The 17,882-nt window shown below is 74.3% G+C and carries 15 protein-coding genes; 4 read left to right on the forward strand and 11 right to left on the reverse strand.

What is annotated here, in order from left to right:
* Window positions 1–369: 369 nt before the first annotated feature.
* Entirely contained in the window at window positions 370–2,115 is a 1,746-nt protein-coding gene (gene eccE / locus AB0H71_RS12250; RefSeq protein WP_357018686.1) for a type VII secretion protein EccE, read from the forward strand.
* Window positions 2,116–2,166: 51 nt separating this feature from the next.
* On the opposite strand, the gene AB0H71_RS12255 is transcribed toward eccE, so the two are convergent.
* The 11 genes from AB0H71_RS12255 to AB0H71_RS12305 form a co-directional block, all read right to left on the reverse strand.
* Window positions 2,167–2,451, reverse strand: coding sequence for a type VII secretion protein EsxR (locus AB0H71_RS12255; protein ID WP_357018689.1), 285 nt, complete (start codon window positions 2,449–2,451; stop codon window positions 2,167–2,169).
* Window positions 2,452–2,485: 34 nt separating this feature from the next.
* The gene (locus tag AB0H71_RS12260; RefSeq protein ID WP_357018692.1) at window positions 2,486–2,782 is read right to left on the reverse strand and encodes a WXG100 family type VII secretion target; all 297 of its coding nucleotides are present in this window, start codon (window positions 2,780–2,782) and stop codon (window positions 2,486–2,488) included.
* Between the two features lie 98 nt (window positions 2,783–2,880).
* Window positions 2,881–3,672: an ESX secretion-associated protein EspG gene (locus AB0H71_RS12265; protein ID WP_357018695.1), complete on the reverse strand. Its 792-nt coding sequence runs from the start codon at window positions 3,670–3,672 to the stop codon at window positions 2,881–2,883.
* A complete protein-coding gene (locus AB0H71_RS12270; RefSeq protein WP_357018697.1) occupies window positions 3,669–4,652 on the reverse strand; it encodes a PPE domain-containing protein in 984 nt (327 codons plus the stop codon). The genes AB0H71_RS12265 and AB0H71_RS12270 overlap by 4 nt, the downstream gene beginning before the upstream one ends.
* Before the next feature lie 26 nt (window positions 4,653–4,678).
* Window positions 4,679–5,029, reverse strand: coding sequence for a PE family protein (locus tag AB0H71_RS12275; RefSeq protein ID WP_357018699.1), 351 nt, complete (start codon window positions 5,027–5,029; stop codon window positions 4,679–4,681).
* A 32-nt stretch (window positions 5,030–5,061) separates the two neighbouring features.
* Window positions 5,062–6,369, reverse strand: a complete 1,308-nt coding sequence (locus AB0H71_RS12280; protein ID WP_357018702.1) for a hypothetical protein — start codon at window positions 6,367–6,369, stop codon at window positions 5,062–5,064.
* On the reverse strand, window positions 6,366–6,677 hold the full coding sequence (locus AB0H71_RS12285; protein ID WP_357018705.1) for a hypothetical protein: 312 nt from the start codon (window positions 6,675–6,677) through the stop codon (window positions 6,366–6,368). The genes AB0H71_RS12280 and AB0H71_RS12285 overlap by 4 nt, the downstream gene beginning before the upstream one ends.
* Window positions 6,678–6,830: 153 nt before the next feature.
* Window positions 6,831–7,118, reverse strand: coding sequence for a YbaB/EbfC family nucleoid-associated protein (locus tag AB0H71_RS12290; protein ID WP_357018707.1), 288 nt, complete (start codon window positions 7,116–7,118; stop codon window positions 6,831–6,833).
* A gap of 84 nt (window positions 7,119–7,202) precedes the next feature.
* On the reverse strand, window positions 7,203–7,547 hold the full coding sequence (locus AB0H71_RS12295; protein WP_357018710.1) for a hypothetical protein: 345 nt from the start codon (window positions 7,545–7,547) through the stop codon (window positions 7,203–7,205).
* Window positions 7,548–7,564: 17 nt separating this feature from the next.
* Window positions 7,565–8,353, reverse strand: a complete 789-nt coding sequence (locus AB0H71_RS12300; protein ID WP_357018713.1) for an ESX secretion-associated protein EspG — start codon at window positions 8,351–8,353, stop codon at window positions 7,565–7,567.
* Window positions 8,350–10,170 (reverse strand): hypothetical protein, encoded by a 1,821-nt coding sequence (locus AB0H71_RS12305; RefSeq protein ID WP_357018715.1) that lies wholly within the window; start codon window positions 10,168–10,170, stop codon window positions 8,350–8,352. Before AB0H71_RS12305 ends, AB0H71_RS12300 begins: the two co-directional genes overlap by 4 nt.
* Before the next feature lie 267 nt (window positions 10,171–10,437).
* Here AB0H71_RS12305 and AB0H71_RS12310 point away from each other — a divergent pair, with 267 nt between their 5' ends.
* From AB0H71_RS12310 to AB0H71_RS12320, 3 genes are read left to right on the forward strand one after another with little or no spacing between them, the layout of a single operon-like run.
* On the forward strand, window positions 10,438–10,749 hold the full coding sequence (locus AB0H71_RS12310) for a hypothetical protein (protein ID WP_357018718.1): 312 nt from the start codon (window positions 10,438–10,440) through the stop codon (window positions 10,747–10,749).
* Window positions 10,750–10,756: 7 nt separating this feature from the next.
* Window positions 10,757–11,260 (forward strand): YbaB/EbfC family nucleoid-associated protein, encoded by a 504-nt coding sequence (locus AB0H71_RS12315; protein ID WP_357018721.1) that lies wholly within the window; start codon window positions 10,757–10,759, stop codon window positions 11,258–11,260.
* A gap of 18 nt (window positions 11,261–11,278) precedes the next feature.
* Window positions 11,279–17,866, forward strand: coding sequence for a hypothetical protein (locus tag AB0H71_RS12320; protein ID WP_357018724.1), 6,588 nt, complete (start codon window positions 11,279–11,281; stop codon window positions 17,864–17,866).
* Window positions 17,867–17,882 lie beyond the last annotated feature (16 nt).

Genomic DNA, 17,882 nt, shown 5'->3' on the forward strand with positions numbered 1-17,882 from the left:
CCGCGGAATTGCACCGCCTGCTTCGCCGATCACAGTACCGCCAGCGGTAATTCGGCGCGGTAGTGTGAGTCCACGGTCGGCGGGCGTGCCCGCCGGGGCAGGCGGACCGGATACCGAGGCTGGCGGAACGTGAACCAGGATGCGCATGAACGCGGAACCGGCGGATTTCCGAGCGATAGCGGAAGAGAAACCGGGAGTGACTATTCGGTGAACAGCCGGAGCCTTCCGCCCGACAATCGGGCGATATCGCCGGAATTCGATCCGAGCATTTCGGATCGGGCCCCGGAAAGCGGGCCCCCGACGGCGCCGAATTCGCCCGCGCGCAATGCGGAGGCGGATTCCGGCAATTCCGGCCGGAACGATCCACCGGTGCCGGACGAGCCGGACACCACGCTGCGGGATGCCCAGGCGACGCTGCGCGACCCGGAGTTCTGGCTCTTCCGGTTGATCCCGCTGCGGCTGTTGATCCCGCTCGGGCTCGTCGCCGCGGCGGCGGCCTGGCTGGCGATCGCCTTCGACGCGCACGTCGCGGTGCAGATCGCGGTGCCCGCGGTGATCGTGCTCGTCGGCGTGGTCCCGGTGCGCAGGCGCGAGCCGCGCAACCCGGTCGGGATGCTGGCCAGGGTGCTGGCCTTTCGCTGGCGCCGGGCCAGGCCCGGTGCGGGCGACGCGGGCGACGCCTTCGACGTGCCGCTGCCGGAGGGCGGCAGCTACGGGGTGCGCTGGGACGACGAGCAGCTCGTCACCATGATGCGGATCGACCCGCCGCCGGACGCGCTCACCCTGCTGCGCCGCGGCGCGCTCAGCACCGACCAGGTGTTGCCGCTCACCGACATCGGCCGCTGCCTGAGCCAGTTCGACATCGATCTGTCCGCGATCGACGTCATCAGCACCGGCGCGCGCACCGCGGGCAACGGCACCATCGCGCAGCTGTACGACCGGATCATCGGCCCGCTGCCGGCCATCGCGCACCGCACGGTGTGGCTGGTGCTGCGGCTGGACCCGCTGGCCAACGCGCAGGCGGTGGAGAGCCGCGGCGGCGGCAGCGCCGGCTCGCTGCGCACCGCCGTCATCGCGACGCGGCGGGTGGCGAACCGGCTGGCCGCGCGCGGCATCTCGGTCTCCGTGCTGACCGCGGGCGAGCTGAACGCGGCGGTGCGCACACTGTGCCGGGGCACCGCACTGGCCGACTTCGCCGAGACCCCGCGCTCGCTGGTGCACGAGAACGTCTACCTGACCAGCTACGAGATCGGCCCCGAGCTGGTCGGCTCGCGCGGCTTCGCCGACATCTGGGCGACGCCGAGCCTGACCACGACGGTCACCGTGCGGATGCGCCCGGACACGTCGGGCAGGCCGGGCCCGAGCGGCGCGCCCGCGATCACGGTCGGCGCGCTGGTGCGCTTCGACACCGCCGAGGAGCCGGCCGAGCCGCCGGTGCCGGGGCTGCGCGCGCTCCCGGGGCAGCAGTTCCGCGCGCTGCTGGACTCGCTGCCTGCCCGCCGCGCGGTGCGGGACGGCGCGGGCGACTACCGCGGCCCGCTGGACGCGCTGGCCGGGATCGCGCTGCCGACCGCGGGCTGCGGCCAGCTGATCGGCGCCGACGACCGGGGCCAGGGCATCGCGGTCCCCTTGGTCGGGCAGGGCACCAGGCACCTGGAGGTGATCGGCGACATCGACCTCGCGCAGCAGGTGATCCTGCGCGCCATCGCGCTGGGCGCGCACGCCGTCGTGCACACCGACCGGCCGGAGCGCTGGCAGACGATGGTGGCGAACGTGGCCGCGCCGGCGACGCTCTCGCTGGCACCGCGGCTGGCGGGCGCGAGCCACACCCCGGCGGCCCCGGCGCCGCTGCCCGGCGCGCCGTTCCCCTCGGCCACCGTCGTCGTCTTCGACGGGGTGCCGCCCACCGCGCACGCCGGCGGTGCGACGATCGTGCGCGTGCGCCCGGCGGGGCAGCCGGAGGGCGAGTTCGAGGCCGACGTCGTGCTGGCGCAGAACCCGGACCGGCCGAACCAGATCACCGTCCGGACCTCGGCGGCGACCGCGACGGTGAATATGGTGACCACGCCGGAGGAGATGTGGTACATCGGCGAATCGCTCACCGCCGCACGGTGAGACGCCGAACGGCCGGCCCGGGGAATCCGGACCGGCCGCTCGCCGTGCGGCTCAGTAGCCGAAGCCGTCGCCGACCTTGCCGTCGGTGCCGAGCGCCCGCTGCAGGGCGTTCTCGACCTCGGCCGCGATGCGGTTGAGCAGGGTCGTGGTGTCCTCGTACTCACCGTCCCACTTGGTCTTCGAGCTCTGGAACCCGGCCAGACCGTCGTTGCCCTCCCAGGCCGTCGCCAGCTGGCCGGCGGCGGTCTGCAGGTCATCGGCCTGCTGCAGCAGCTTGCCGTAGTTCGTGTTCAGCGAGGTGAACAGCTCGGTCATCGTCGCTTCGTCGTAAAGCATGTCGACTCTCCTCGTCAGTGTCGGGCGGCCGGAATCAGAGCCGCAGGCCGCCGAAGCCGGCCTCGTTGTCGGAATCCATGGTGCGGTACTGCTGGGTGCCGGAGCCGACCGCTTCCTGCAGCTCGTCGAGGACCCGGTTCAGCCGGGTGCCCTCGGCCTCCCAGTCGTTGGCCGCGGTCACGAACGCGGCGTTCGCGTCGCCCTGCCAGCCGCGCTTGGCGGCCTCGACGTCTTCGGTGATGGTGTTCAGGGTGGCCCGGATGGCCGTGACGGCGTCGGCCATCGCGGTCTTCGCCGCCTCGGCGACTTCGTGTTCCGACTGCACGCTCATGGTGCACCTTCCTTCTGGGTGTGTGCCTCGTGCCAGAAGGTGATGCCGGTCGGCATCACCCGAGTGGGACATGGTCTACTGCGGGAATCTCCGCACGATTACTGCGGCAGCCACCTCCCCCCGGGCAGGGTTTCGATCAGACCGGCGATCGCCTGCGCGACCCGGTGATCGGTGCCCGGTGTGACGGTGGACCAGAGCTCCCGGTCCGGGGAGACCCCGGGTGCGGCCACGATGCGGCCCCGCCCGGTGTCGTACACCGCGACCGCGCCGGGCGGCCGGGTGGTTACGCCGTCGGCGTGGGCACAGACCACGACCTCGGCGTAGGCATGGCAGGACGCGAAGGCCATCCCGTAGCGGGTGGCGTCGCGGTCCGGCAGGCCGAGCGCGTAGAACGCGTCGGCGAAGTCGGTGGAGCCGCGCGCGGCGGCCAGCCGGTCGCCCAGGTCGGCGGCGGGCGCGCTGACGCTCGCCACGTCGGCCGGGCTCGCCGGGCCGAGCGCGGCGAGCACCGGAGCCGCCAGCGAGCTGCCCGAGCCGTCCGACCAGGTGGTGCGGACGTCGAAGCGGTCGCCGGTGCGCACCGCGAGGGCGTGCCGCTCGGCGCGCAGCGCCAGGCAGAGCCGGACCGTCCCCTGCTCGGAGACGATCCGCGCGACCAGCTCTCGATCCGGTTGTGCCAGCACGTACAGCGCATCGGCCAGGTCGGGCGCGACCTCGCCGTAGCCGTCGATCGCGCCGTCGGCCACCAGCGCCGCGGTGGCCGTGCGCTGCGCCGCGGCCCACTCGGCGACGGTGTCCTGGCGCGGCCCGACCCCGAGCACCAGCGGCAGCGTCTGCACGCCGAGCCGCTCGGCGAGCGCGAGCATGCCGTCGTTGGTCACCACCGTCACGCCGCACCTCCGGCGACCGCCGGTCCGGCGGCGGGCGGCGGCTCCGGCGCGCCGAGCACGGCGGGCGCGGAGACGATCCCGATGTCCTGGCCGATCAGGTCGGCGCTCACCTCGGCGACCCTGGCCTGGTACTCCTCCTCCGCCGACTGCGCGGCGGCGGCGCCACCCAGCGCGCCGGGCACCAGCGGCACGCCGCCCTGGCTGCCCTGCCCCGGCTGCGCCACAACGGTTTCCAGCGTCTCGGTGCTGGTGCTGCCGGTTTCGATCGGCAGCCGGGCCTGGTAAGCGGTCTTCACCCGCGGCACCGGGGCGATCCCGACACCGCCGAAGCCGCCGAACCCGGGCGCGGCGATCGGGGCCACCGGCGTGCTCGGCGCGGGCTGCGGCGCGCCGCCCTGCTCGGCCGCCAGCGCTGCGGGCGAGGCGAGCACCGGCGGCTGCTGCTGCAGCCACGGCACGGCGAGCGGCTCGGTCGCCGCCTCGTAGGTGCGCATCACCCGGGAGGCGGCGGCCTTGGCCACGTCCGCGTCCTCGTCGGTCTGCGCCGCGATGGCGCGGATCGGCGCGCCCATGGCGGCGGTCATCTGCTCCAGCGTGCGCTCGACCTCCGCGATGGCGGCGATGTCGGCGGCGTTCGGCATGGTGAGCCTGGCCAGTTCGTGCGCGGCCGCCTGGGTCTGCGCGCGCAGCGCGTTGCTGCCCGCGGCGGCGGACGCGTCGATGAGCCAGTCGCGCAGCGTCGCGACCCGGTCCAGCACCGCCCGGCTGGTGCCGGACTGCCAGGCCCCGCGCATGCGCTGCACGATCTGCTCGTACTCCAGCACCGCGGCGCCGAAGGTGGCTGCCAGGCTCGCCCAGGCCGCGCCCGCCTCGGCGAGCGGCACCGCGCCCGCACCGGTGGTGAGCTCGCGGGCCAGCCGGTCCGGCTCGCGCGCCTCCCAGACCACCCCGGTGAACCCGGGCTGAGGTGGTTCGATCATCGCCTACTCCGTGGGAAATCCCCGGGTCAGGCAGCCCCGCCGACGGCGGTGCCACCGAAGCCGGTCGCGTTGTCCTGTTCGGCGCGGCCGAACTGGTTCACCTGGTCGCGCAGCGTCGCCGCCAGCTTGCGCAGCTCGAGCACGCCGGCGGCGGCCGCCTCCTGGAAGGAGGTGCCGACCTCGGTCATGGTCGTCGCGGCGCGCACCGACACCTCGTCGACGCCGGCCGGCGGCACCGCGAGCGCGGGTTCGGCGCCGAGCAGGTCGCGCTCCAGCCGGTCGGCGAGGCCGTCCAGCTCCAGCGCGGCGGTCCGCGCCGAGGCCTCGTCGAACTGCACGCCCTGGAAATCGGGGGTGCTCACTTCACGGCGGTCCATCGCAACCTCCTGCATCGAGCCGTGTCCTGGATCTAGAGGGTCAGTTCCTTGTCCGGCGGGGAGTCGGCGCCCACCGGTTCGGCGGCGCCGACGACCGGCAGCGAGGCGCCGTCGAGCTCGCCGACCACCTCGTCGCCGTAGGCCGCGGAGACCAGGAAACCGGGGGTGTCGCCGCCGTCGCCCCCGCCGCGCGCACCGGCCATCCCCGCCCCGCCCGCGGCCCCCATCGGCATCATCCCGCCGGGCGAGCCGGAGCCGACCGTGGCCGCCGGACGGGTGCCCGCGGCCGGATCGCCGCCGCCGGGAGCGAGATTTGCCGGCACCGGGCCCACGGCGGCCGTGCGGGTGCCGGAGTACGCGTTCAGCGGGGCCGCGACCGGGGCCGCAGCGCCGACGCCGCCACCGCCGAGCCCGCCACCGCCACCACCGCCGGCACCGAGGCCGGGGTGCTCGCCCTCCGGCTTCGCCGGGTCGAGGCCGTGCTCGCCCTCCGCACCCGGCTTCGCGACCTGCTTGGGCGCGAGCAGCGCGGGGTTCGCCGCGGCCAGCTGGGTCAGCTGCTGCGCGCCGCTGCTCGCCGCGGTGAGCAGCGGGGTGACCAGCTGCAGCAGCTGCATGATCTGCTGCGCGGAGTCGACTCCGGTCGGCGCGTTCGTGATCGCCACCTTCTGACCCGCCGCGGCCATGTTCCCGGAGTGTCCGGTGAGCTCGACCCTGGTCTTGGTGACGACGGCGAGCGCCTCGGTGATCGCCGAGACCGTCGCGGCCACCAGGAACGCCTGCCCGCCCGGCGCGGAGAGGAACGGCGCCGAGGCCGCCACCGAGGCCACGTACTTCGTGATCACCGCGCCCATCAGCCCCGCGCCGACCCCGACCGAGGTGGCGGCGCCGGTGAGGACGGTCTTCTCCTGCACGCTCTGGGTCTGCAGCGCGGCGCCGTTGGCCGCGGCCTGGCCGGCCTTCCCGGTCGCGGCCTCCGCGCCCGCGCCCTGCCAGAGCGCCATGACCGCCTGGAGCGCGGTGCTGCCCAGCGTCGTCGCGGTCTGCAGCGCGGTGGTGACGCCGGTGAGCACCTGGGTGGGGTCCGGGCCCGGCCCGGCGGCCGCCCCGAGCGTGCCGGTGCCGAAGCTGCTCGCCATGTCGGTGAGCGGGCGCGCCAGCGCGGTCAGATCGATCATCGGCAGCGGCGGCAGCTCGGGCAGCGGCGGCAGCGCGGGGAGTTCGGGCAGCGGTGGCAGCCCGAGGTCGCGCAGGATGTCGTTCACCGGCCGATCGATCAGCGGCGCGAGGGCGCTGCCCCGCAGCAGCTCGGCGATCGCCGGATCGATCGGGGCGCTCATCGCGCGGCGTTCAGCGCACCGACGGAGGTGGCCTCACCGGTCTCGTAGGCCGCGGCGCCCTCGTGCGCGGTGAGCGCGGTCGCCGCGTGCACCGCGGCCAGCTCCAGGACCGACGAGAGGTGATTCGCCTGCGCGACCGCGAAGGCGAGCAGGAAGTCCTGGCCGATCAGCCCGAAGACCGGAACGGTGGCCGCGACCGTTGCGGCCTGGTCGACCGATCCGGCCGCGGCGACCCCCTGCGCCATGGCCGCCGACGCGACACCGTACGCGTGAATCGCCTCCGGTACAGCCGCTACAACTTTGCTCATCGTATTCCCCGATCCCGTAGCGCAATTGACCGCTGTTCCGAATGTACCAACCGGGAATGGTTCCCGGACCGCGTAATTCCCACCCTTCCCCACATCATCGCAGGCCAACCGGTTCGCACGCCACTGTGCACCGCAGACATGAACTGCGAGTGTCTATTCCGCGACTTCCGCGTTGAAAGCATTCACCAGTTTCGCCCGCCGTTCGAAGGCCGCGCGCGCCGCGGCATTCGCCGTCGCGACCACCCGCTGCTCGAAATCCGCCGGCGTGAGCGCCGAGATCGACGGGGCGAGAACCAGGTCGACCAGCGCGCCGTTGCCGTCCACCTCCACGGTGACCGCCCCGTCCTCGGAGGTCCACCTGCCCCGGACGCCCGCCATGTCATCGGCGAGGTCTTTCAAGCGGAACAGCCGTTTGCGCACCCCCGCCTCGAGCTCGTCCATCGTTTCGTACACGGTCCCGCCCTTCGCGCTGCTTCCGCTCGAATAGTTCGTACTGTCCGGCGATCCGGTTTCCCGGCACGCCGGTCAGATCGGCCGCAACCAGCTGCGCGGCTCGGTGTCGAATTCTTCCTCTTCGGCCTGCTCCCGGCGAGCCACCTCTTCCTCGGTCGGCAGCCCGGTGAGCGCCAGCATCTCCGGCGCCAGCCCCGCCGCCGCCAGCTGCGCCCGCCTGGCCAGCCCGGCGCGGTCGGCGGAGCGCTTGCAGAGCCGCACGATCTCGGCCGCCAGCTCCGCCGGATTCCGCCGCAGCTCGGCCGCTTCCACGACCAGCCCGATCGGCAGCCCCTGCTCGGTGGTGCGCACGACGATCGCGCCGGAGCGCGAGACGGCGCTCCACTCCATCGGCAGTGGCTTCTCCTCGTCGCCCACCTCGGCTCCTCCCGTGTTCACCGCGGTACCGGCTCGTCCTTGATCGCCCTGACCACCGCCGCGATGCGGGTGTTGATCAGGGCGGTGAGCTGCTCGGGGCCGGTGCCGACGGCGACCGGCGGCGTGCGGTCGTCCACCAGGTACCGGCCGTCGCCGAGCACATCGCGCCACTCCAGCAGGTGCCTCGTCAGCCCGCGCGGCCCGAAGACCGAGCGGCCCTGGACGATCTCGATCGTTCCGGTGCGGGTGGTCGGCAGGTTCAGGAAGTGCCGCGCCCGCTCCTCCGGCGGGTCGTCGAAGGAGTCGTGCACGGCGGACCGGCCGAACGAGTAGTCCACGTCGGCCTCGACGCCCGCGGGCAGCGGCGTCTCCGGCAGGCTGCCCGCGCGCTCCGCCGGCAGCGCCCCGGCCACCACCTCGGCGAGCCGCACGGCATCGCACCCGGTCACGGTGAAGCCGCCGCTGTGGAAGAACGTCCGGCCCGGGCGCTGCTCGATCACGTACCCGGCCGCGCCGCGGCGGACACCGAGCACCCGGACCAGCCCGCCGGCCCGCATCGGATCGGCCGAATCCCACCCGGTGAGCACGATGCCGATGTCCGGCCGGGCCAGCGCCGTCAGGAACTGGTCGAGCGGCGGGCCGGTGCGGCAGGCCAGCCGCTCCCTGGCCCGCGCCGTCTCGGCCTCGAACTCGGCTTCGCTCTCGATATCGGTGCTGAAGTAGAACGGCGCGGGCAGCATGCCGAGGCGCGCGTCGTCCCACAGCGTGAAGAACTCGATCGCATCGAACTCCTGGACGGTGCTCATCGCTCGACGATCGGTTTGGCGACTACCGGCGCCGCACCGAGCGCCTCCTCCAGGTGCTCCACCGAGTCCAGGTAGTCCGCCCGCTTGTACTCCTTCTGCTGCTGCCCGGCGGCGCCCGCACCCGCGGGCCCCATGCCACCCGGCGCACCGGGTTGCCCCGCCGTCGCCGCGAGCCCGGCCCGGCCCACCGCCGCGGCGGCCGCGCCGTTGAGGTCCGCGCGCGGGAAGAGCTTCGCGGCCGCACTGAGCGGGTCGGCCTTCGGCACCCCGGCCCCGCCGCCGGCACCAGCGCCCGCTCCACCCCCGGAACCGCCACCGGCGCCACCGCCGCCTTTGCCGAGCGCCTTGGCGATCTCCTCTTTGGGGTTGAACCCGGCGAGCCCCGCGGGCATGGTCGGAATTCCCGCCCCCAGCGCTTCCTGCGCCGCCTGTTGCGCGGCCTGCAGGGCCTGCTGCGCCCCCTGCGAACCCTGTTGCAGGGCCTGCTGTGCCTGTTGCGCGGCCTGCTGTGCGGCCTGCTGTGCGGCTTGCTGCGCCTGCTGATGCCCGGCCTGCTGCGCCGCCACCTGCTGCGCCTGCCGCTGTTGCCCCGCGACCTGTTCCGCCTGCCGCTGCGCGGCCTCCTGGGCGCGCTGCTGCGCGGCGAGCTGATCCTGCTGCTGCTGCTGACCCGCCTGCCGCGCGGCCTGCAACGCCGCCAGCTGGGCCTGCTGCTGCCCCGTGCCCCCGCCACCGGCGCCACCGCCACCGGTGCCGCCGCCGCCACCGCCGCCGGTGCCCCCGCCGCCACCCCCGCTGTTCTGGTTCGCCGGTTTGTTGCCACCTTGGTTCGGGTCCGGCTGGCCCACAATGGGATTCATGGCGACCGGAATGGTCGGGATCGCGCCGCTCGCCGTCGCGACGCCCGGCTTGTACCAGCTGCCGAACGCCCACTGGGCGTTCTCGGTGCGCTCCCGGATCGTGCTGGTGGATGCCTGCTCCGGCGGGATATTGGTGAGGTTCGCGGTGAACGTCCAGTACCAGCCGGAGACGTTGTAGAGGTTGTCGCCGATGGTCTTGGCCGCCGTCGCGAACAGGCCGCCGTTGTCCTTGTACGCGGTGACGGCGGCCCTGGCCCGATCCGCGCCCTGCCCCTCCCACCGACCGTTCAGCAGGTTGGTGAAGAGGTTGTTGAACGTGGAGAAGCCGGTGTCGAGCTCGGTCGAGAGCCAGCGCCAGAGTGCGCCGGTCTCGTTGATGTCGTACGACTTCGTGAAGCTGTCGGTCCAGATCTGATAGGCCCTGGTGTAATTCATCCACGGCACCGGCTCGGTATCCACCACCGAGGTGTCCCGCGGCCCCTGCACCCCGGTCAGCTCGGGCGGCGGCCGGTACTCACCGGGATTGTCCCGGCGGTAGGTACCGCCCCACTCCGGCGCGCGCTGGCTGCCGTTCAGCGGACCGGACGCATTAATCGCATCGCCCGCGTGGCTGTTCCGGCGCAGGGCGTCGAAGTCACGCTTGGCATCGGCTTCGCTGCCGTCGTAGCTCTGCTGCGCGGCGATGAAGGCCTCGCCCATGTCCTGCAGGATGCGCTTGTGATCACCGAGAACGGTCTCCGCGCTCTCCCCCGCCATCCGGAACTTCTGCTGCAACCGCTGCGCCGACGGAATGTACTGGGTCAGCCCGTCGAAGGCCTTCAGCTGCGGCACCGTGGGCAGCACCGCTTCGATGACGTCGAGCAGATCGGCGGCCAGCCCGGCCGCGCGCGTCGCCGCGTCACCCTCCAGCCGGAGCCTGCCCCCCTTGAGCGCACTCCACGGACTCGGTTCGGCCATCGGTCAACTCCTACTGGGTCTGCGCTGCCGCGGGTGCGCACGGAGCGAACCCCGGAGCGCTCCGTCCCGGTCTGCCCATACTGACACGGCGTACCGACAATGTCCGCCCGCGGCGCCCGCGCGCACGCACAAGCCACCGGAACTTCTGGCGCGCGGTGTGCCCTGTTCACCTTGATGTCGTCCGGATATTGGTGCACAGTCGAGGAACAGAGGCCGTGTCTCCCGGGTGGGTGCGTTCCCCGGGAGAGGGATCGAGAGGGGTTCGGGATGGCGGACAGAGTCGAGGTCGATCCGGACGGTCTGCAGCGGGCATCGACCCAGATCGGGAGTCTCGGAGATCGGTTGCGGGGGCTCGCCGACCGTGCGGAGGCGGCGCTCGCACCGGGCTCGGCGGCCTGGGGCGCCGACAAGTTCGGCGCGCGGTTCGCCTCGGGGGACCAGGGTTTCGCGCTCGGCGCCGGCAGCACCGCGAGCAGCACCGGCAACCTCGCCGAGACGCTCGGCCAGGTCTCCGACGGGCAGGCGAAGGCCGCGGGTGCGCTGCGCAACAACGAGTGGGCATCCACCGAGAGCTTCTGAGCCGCCGATGCCGAACCAGGACGCCGAGGCGACGACGGCGGCGCTGCTCGCCGAATTCCGGTCCAGGATGACCGCGATCGCTCGGGCACAGCAGCGCCGCGCCCAGCTCACCGCGGTGGCCACCGCACGCGGCAAACGGGTTTCGGTGACGGTCAACGCCGACGGCCTCGTCATCGACGTCAAGTTCTCCGCGCACATCGACGACCTCCGCTACGACGAGATCGCCAAGGCGGTGGTCGTGGCCACCCAGGAGGCGGCCGCCGAGGTCGCGCGCAAGGGCCAGGAGCTGGTGGCGCCGCTGCTGGACGAGCGCGCGCGGCTGCCCGGGTTCGCCGAGATCGTGGAGGGCATGCCGGATTTCGCGAGCGAGGTCCCCGTGGCGCCGCCGACTCCCACCACGCCGCCGAACTCCGCGGATCGCGTCGCCGCCGAGCAGGACGCGGCCACACCGGCCTACGCCGAGATCGAGGACAGCCGGCCGGGCGCCGGGGTCACCGACTCCGGCTGGTGATCGGCGGACCGCGGCGGTATGGCGCTCTACCTTCCCCCGTACCTGGAGTGGCTGGAATGGGTCGCGGGCAGCGACTGGCCGCACGGCAACGAGGACTCCATGTGGGAGATGTCGCGCGAACTGCGCGCCATCGGCGCCGACGTGGAGCGCCTGCTCGGTGATCTGGAGACCGCCACCCGCACCACGCTCGCCGTGTACCCGGCGGGTGAGGGCAGGGAGAAGATGGCCGACTTCCTCGGGCAGCTGCGCTCCGGCGACGGCTCGCTGCAGAAGCTGGCCGAGAACTTCACCGCCCTGGCCGACTCCGCCGATCAGATGGGCGATCAGCTCCAGGCCGCCAAGCTCAATGTGATCGCCGGGCTGGTGCTGCTCGCCGCGGAGCTGGCCTATGCGCTCTTCCTCGGCCCCGGCGCGCCGTTCGCCCAGGCCGGGGCGATCGCAGCGGCGCAGTTCGCGTTCCGCTGGCTCGGCATGCGACTGCTCGGCTACATCGAGCGGATGGTCGGGCGGCTGATCGCCAACCAGGTGGCGCGCACCATCACCACGCGGCTCGTCTACGAGATCACCCAGGAGGCGATCGTCGAGGCGCTGCAGGGTGCCGCTCAGGAACTCTCGGTGCAGGCGATCCAGATCTCGGGCGGGCACAAGGACGGGTTCGACTGGGGGCAGGTCGGGCTCAACACCGGGATCTCCGCCATCGCGGGCGGGGCGGGCGGGGCGGGGGGCAACCTGCTGCACCACGCGCTGCCCGGCACGCTGCCCGGTGTGTTCCGCGGCGCGCTCACCGGCGCCGGGGCGGGTGCGGTCGGCGCGGGGGCGGCGTACGTGGCCACCGGAGTGTTCACCAATAACTGGGAGTTCGATCCGCGCATGCTCACCGGCGGGGTGATCGGCGGGATCGGGCCGAGTGCGGTGTACGGGGCGCGCGGAACGTCCGACCTGGCCGGGGGGCCGATGCCGATCGGAGCCGGGGTGGACGGAGGCGGTGTCGCGCCGGTGACCGCGCCGGGGGCGCCGGGGAGTGGGGATGGGAGTACCTCGGCGCCGGGCGATTCGCCGCCCGGCACGTCGCCGGCGGCCGGACAGACCCCCGCGGCCGTGGCTCCGGGTGCCGAATCGAGCTCGCCGGGCGGGAGTTCGGAGGCACAGGCCCCCGGTGCGGGCGGTGGGTCGCGCGGGGATCGCGGGGATGTGGATGCCGAGTCCGAGGCGGGTCCGGCGCAGGGCTCCGGTGCGGCCGGGACTGATTCGGGCGCACGGCAGGACGGCGCGGCAGCGACCGAGGGTGACTCCGGGACGCGAGCAGCGGACGGTGCGAGCGGGGCTCGGCCGGACGGGGCGGCGGACCCGGGCGCGCGGGCCGCGGACGGCGGTGGTGCTGCCCGGCACGACGGCGGGGTGGACGCGAGTGCGCCCGGAGCCGACAATGGCGCTGCCCGGCACGACGGCGGGGCGGATGCGAGTGCGCCCGGAGCCGACAATGGCGCTGCCCGGCAGGACGGGGCAGCGGAGAGCGGACGCGATCCGGGTGCCCGGGCGGCGGAGGGCGACTCCGGCGGGCGTGGGGACGACGGAACGCAGCCGGTACGGACGGACAGCACCGGGTCGAGCGGGCGCGAGGGCAGCTCGAGCCCGACAGCGCCCGGCACACCGGCCGCTGCCGCGAGCGGACCGGCCGCGGGCGCGGGGCCCGCACTCGGCACGACGGCGAGCACCGGCCCCGCCACCGGCGCGACCGCGCCGGGCAGCTCGGCAACCGGCGCGACGCCGGGTGGTACCTCCGCCACCGGCAGCTCCCCCACCGGGGCGACGGCGAGTGCAGGCACGACGAACAATTCGGGCTCTCCCGCCGGAGCAACGGCCGGCTCCGCCACCGGATCGACCTCCGGCACCAGCTCGAACCCGGCCAACCCGCAGGGCGCCCCGCGCGGCACCGCCGCACCTTCCGGCGACACCCGCACCCCCCACGCAGGCACCGCCGGGCTCCCCGGCGACACCCGCGCCCCCGACCGCGGCGCCGGACTCCCCGACCCACCGCACTCCCGCGCGGGCACCGCCCCCGGCCCGCTCCCGACCACCCCGATCGACGCCGCCTCCACCGGTCAGGAGGCCACGCAGCAGGATCGGCAGCAGACGTCCCCGGCCGTCGTCGCCCCGATCCCCGTCCCCGTCCCCGACACCCCCGCAGCCCGGCCCCGCACCACCACGACGGCGGGCACCGGCGACGGCAGCGTCACCCGCCCCGCGCCCGGCCCCGCGCCGCCGGCGCACACCCCCGGCGACTGCGGCCCCCGCGCCCTCGGCGTCGCCGCCACCCGCACCCCGCCCGGCACCGTCACGGTCCCGGACGAACCGGGCGCGCGCGGCATCACCGCGGAGACCATGGAGGAGCACGCCGGCACCCGCCTGCGCGAGGCCCCCTCGCACGACCGGGTGATCGCCGACCTCCTCGCGCTCGGCGACGGCGCCACCGTCGTCGTGGTGGACGAGTACCCGGGCCCGGCGGACAGCTACGACGTCGGTGCGCACGCGTACACGCTCACCGTGGACGGCGGCGTCGTCACCGTGCACGACGACGCACTGCCCGGCGGCTCGCTGCCGCTGTCGGAATGGACTGCGGCGCGGCCGGTCTCGCGCATCCTCACGCTCTCCTACGATGCCGACGGGACCCCCCTGCACCCGGTCGCCACGCACCCGCACGAGGTCGGCCCGATGGCCAGGATCGGCGAGCCGCCGCCGGCCACCGGGGTGGTGGAGGCGGTGGGCGAGGCACACGGCTCGGCCCGCGTCGGCGCTCAGCTCACCGAGGCCGACATCCTCGCGCAGGTGCTGCCCGACCTGCGGCTGGTGACACCGGGCGACATGATCTGGAACCGCACGACCGGCGTCTTCGAACTGCCGGGCGCCGAGCCGCGCCGGACGGTCCGGTTGCTACCGGGCCCGGTGCCGGAGAACCACCTGGCCACCTACGCCGCGCGCCGGGACGGCTCCGGCTACGACGTCACCCTCTCGACCGGCACCAGGGACGCCGACGTCACCCGGGTGGTGGCGAACGTGCTCGCCGAGATCCAGCTGACCGAGCGGGGCTCCGGCCCCAGCGCGGCGGGCCGCTTCGCCCAGCTCCGGGTGCTGGCCACCGAGGTCGACCGTGCGCGCACCGACCCGACCAGGGCCGAGCAGCTCGCCCCGCGCCGCGCCGCGCTGGCCGAGCTGACCGAACAGCTGCGCGGCGCGCTGCACGAGGCCGGCCCGGAGCTGGCGCAACGCATCCGGCTCGAGCAGCAGGACGCGCTCGGCGCGCGCCCGGAGATCTCCCGCACACTCACCGACGCCGGCTTCGACGCCGCCACCGCCGAGCACCTGGCCCGGCTGGAGCAGCACCTCGTCGGCGAGCACGCGGGCGCACTGCGCGCCGCCGAGCAGCTCGGGCTGGCCGGGCGAATGCACGAGGAGCTGGCCCGCCGCATCTTCGACCCGGTCTTCGAGCCCGCCGCGGCGGCCGCGGGCAAACCTGTCCGGGCCGCACTGAATCCCCTGCTCACCCCGATCACCCAGGCGATCAACGCCCCCGACCTGACCCCCGCCCGGCGCGCCGCGGCGCTGCATACCGCCATCGACGCACTGGCGAACCTCGCGGCTGCCACCCCCGCGCTGCACGCCGCGCTCGACATCGAGGCCATGCACCGGGCGGCCGACGCCTTCGCGGCGGCCCCGACCCGGATCGGCGCGGTGCTCGACCACTCGACCGGAACGGTCCGGCTGGACCAGGAGCTGCCCGGGCTGCCCCGCGACAGCGAGGTGCCTGCGACCGCGCTGCTGCGGCTGATCGACGAGGCCAACCGGGGCGCGGTGGCCAACGGCATCGACATGGATTATGTCCTCGTCATCCACGATCGGGTGGGCGACCACTCGACGCTGCAGCTGCTCTCCCGCCCACAGCCCCAGCACCGGCTGCCCCTCGAGCAGAACCTCAGGCACACGGACGGTGTCCCGTTCGAGCGGCGACCGGCGGCCGCCGCGCGGGCCGCGGCGGCGGGTGCGCACACCGTCGACGTCGGCGTCGGGCGCAGCGCCTTCGCCGCCGAGCTGCTCCCCGACGCCGACCGCGCCGGCGGCGGTCTCGTGCTCCAGACCGAGCTGACCAGCGACTACTCGGATGCCGGGCAGCGCAGGCGCGACCTCGGCGTGCTCGACCCCGGCGCGCTGCCGATCCCGGGCGCGGTCACGATCTACGGGGATCTGCTCGGCGCGGGCGGCTTCCTGAACGCGGGCGGCAACGGTGGGATCGGCCGCGTCGTCGTCAACAACGTCAGCGCGCACCTCGACGAGGCCGCGTACGACACGCTGGCCCGCAGCCTGCCCCGGTCGCTGGCGCCGGGAGCCCGCATCGAGGTGCAGTGGGACATGAAGACGCAGGAGACCGACGGCACCGGCCACCCCGGCGACCGCGGCCACATCCAGGCCGACCTGCTGCTCGAGGCGATCCGCCGGGTGCATCCCCCCGCCGTCGCGGACGCCTTCCGGATCGTGGAGAGCGAGGTCTTCACCCCGCCGGGCAACGAGGACTACCCGTACTCCATCGACGCGGGCAAGCGGAACGTCCTGGATCTGCAGGCGATCGCCCGGGTCGCGCCGCCCATCCCGGACCACCGCGCGGTGATCGTCTACGAGCCGGGCACCCACCGGATCACCGATGCCGCGCTCCCCGGCTCCGACCGCTCGGTGGTGTACGGCCCGTTCCCCGCCGACCATCTCGGAACCCTGCACGAGCAACTCCCCTCGGTCGTCGAGCGAGCCGTGCGGGGCCACGGCGACCTGGCCCTGGAGGCGGCGGGCCCGGACCGCTACCGCGTCACCGACGCGCACGGCGCCTTCGAAATCCGGGTCGAGACCGCGCGGCTCGGCAGCGCGACAGCAGCGCAGGCCCATGTGCACCTCCGCCGCGGCGAGTACCTGGCGCAGGTCGACGAACGGCTGCGTCCGGACCAGCTGGAGCGCTCGTTCGCGCGGGTGCTCGGCGAGATCGTGGAATACCGCCACCGCTTCATCGCCGGCGAGGCGGTGCAGCACACGCACGGCGGCGTGCTGCGGCCCGGCCCGGCGGCGCCGGGCGCGGTGCCGACGGCGAACGATCTCGGCCGCGTCCAGGAGCTGCGGGTGCTGGCCGAGCAGGCGGACTGGGCGGGTGCCGACCGCTGGGAGGCGGTCCTGCTCGTCGAGGCGCTCGGGCTGCGGGAGGGGACGCCGGGCGCGGGGCCGCGCAGGCAGATCGTCCTCGACCACCTCACCGGCGCCGGCCGCGCCCGGGTCGAGCTGCTGCTCGCCGACGTCGCGCGGGCGGAAGCACAGCTGCCGCGGGCGGACAGGCAACTCGTGGCCGAGGCGAGGGCGGGGATCCGCACCGCGGCCGCGCTCGACTTCCTCACCCTCCGGTCCCACGTCGCGACCACGCGCGCCCACGTGATCTTCCGGAACCAGGCGGCGGCCGCCGGCACCGATATCGACCTGGTCGAGGAGGGCGGTGCCCGCTGGTACCGGTGGCCGCCGCACGCCGAGATCAGCCCCGCCGCGGCACCGCCGCCGATCGGGCTGCCGGTCGCACCGGAGGCGCTGCACGAGCGGTGGTCGCAGCTCTCGCGCGCCGAGCGGAACGCCTGGTACCGCGCCGATCCGTACCTCGGGAACCGGGACGGCATCCCGCACGCCGACCGGGACCACTACAACCGGCAGACCCTGGCCGCGCTGCGCGCGGAGGCCGAGGCACGGCTCGCCGAGGCCGGGCAGGACGCGGCGGAACAGATCGCGGCGCGGCTCTCCGTCATCAGGGACATGCTGACGCTGCTGGACGCGCCGCAGCGGAACCGGCCGCCCTACCTGCTCTCCTACCTCGACGCCGACCTGCGCTACATCTACGCGCTCGGCGACCCGGACACGGCGCAGAACGTGGTGGTCGAGCTGGCCGGGGCCTTCCGGCGGCGCAGCGGCGTCGGCTACGCCACGCAGACGCTGGCGCAGATACGGCAGGCCGCGCTCGCCGTCGACCCCGAGGCCACCACCTCGACGCTGCTCTTCGGCGCCTACGACAATCCGAACTCGCTGGCCACCGCGCTGCTGTCGGTACCGGCGGAGGAGGGGGCGCCGACGATCCGCCGGTTCCACGACGGGCTGCGGGCGACCCACCGGGGAGCCCCGCCGCACATCACCACCATCGCGCACTCCTACGGCGGCGTCGCCGGTGGCCACGCGGCCGGGCACGGGCACGCGCTGAACACCGACGCGCTGGTCTTCATCGGCAGCTGGGGCACCGGCGTGCCGCACGTGAGCGACCTGCGGCTGACCGGGGTCGACCCGGCCGACATCGGGAAGCACGTCTTCGCCACGATGGCCCGCTACGACTCCATCCTGCTGATGCCGGGCACGCACGGCCCGCCGCCGGCCGGCCCGGCGTTCGGCGCGACGGTGTTCGAATCCGCCTCCCGGCCGAGCAACACGCTGCGCGGGTGGAACCCGGACGACCACACGGCGCCGAACTACCTCGACTCCACCCACCCGTCGTACACCGCGCTGGGGCTGATCATCACTGGGCGGGGGCATCTGCTTCGATGAGCGCGAAGGAGGAACC

Origin of the sequence: Nocardia sp. NPDC050697, assembly GCF_040654395.1 — a bacterium.
Taxonomy (GTDB): Bacteria; Actinomycetota; Actinomycetes; order Mycobacteriales; family Mycobacteriaceae; genus Nocardia.

Bases quoted from the DNA above. Each gene is read 5' to 3' on its own strand.
- AB0H71_RS12280 (WP_357018702.1), bottom strand. From the start codon at position 6,369: ATGAGCGCCCCGATCGATCCGGCGATCGCCGAGCTGCTGCGGGGCAGC.
- AB0H71_RS12260 (WP_357018692.1), bottom strand. From the start codon at position 2,782: ATGAGCGTGCAGTCGGAACACGAAGTCGCCGAGGCGGCGAAGACCGCG.
- AB0H71_RS12285 (WP_357018705.1), bottom strand. From the start codon at position 6,677: ATGAGCAAAGTTGTAGCGGCTGTACCGGAGGCGATTCACGCGTACGGT.
- AB0H71_RS12290 (WP_357018707.1), bottom strand. From the start codon at position 7,118: ATGGACGAGCTCGAGGCGGGGGTGCGCAAACGGCTGTTCCGCTTGAAA.
- AB0H71_RS12255 (WP_357018689.1), bottom strand. From the start codon at position 2,451: ATGCTTTACGACGAAGCGACGATGACCGAGCTGTTCACCTCGCTGAAC.
- AB0H71_RS12305 (WP_357018715.1), bottom strand. From the start codon at position 10,170: ATGGCCGAACCGAGTCCGTGGAGTGCGCTCAAGGGGGGCAGGCTCCGG.
- AB0H71_RS12300 (WP_357018713.1), bottom strand. From the start codon at position 8,353: ATGAGCACCGTCCAGGAGTTCGATGCGATCGAGTTCTTCACGCTGTGG.
- AB0H71_RS12270 (WP_357018697.1), bottom strand. From the start codon at position 4,652: ATGATCGAACCACCTCAGCCCGGGTTCACCGGGGTGGTCTGGGAGGCG.
- AB0H71_RS12320 (WP_357018724.1), top strand. From the start codon at position 11,279: ATGGCGCTCTACCTTCCCCCGTACCTGGAGTGGCTGGAATGGGTCGCG.
- AB0H71_RS12275 (WP_357018699.1), bottom strand. From the start codon at position 5,029: ATGGACCGCCGTGAAGTGAGCACCCCCGATTTCCAGGGCGTGCAGTTC.
- AB0H71_RS12315 (WP_357018721.1), top strand. From the start codon at position 10,757: ATGCCGAACCAGGACGCCGAGGCGACGACGGCGGCGCTGCTCGCCGAA.
- AB0H71_RS12310 (WP_357018718.1), top strand. From the start codon at position 10,438: ATGGCGGACAGAGTCGAGGTCGATCCGGACGGTCTGCAGCGGGCATCG.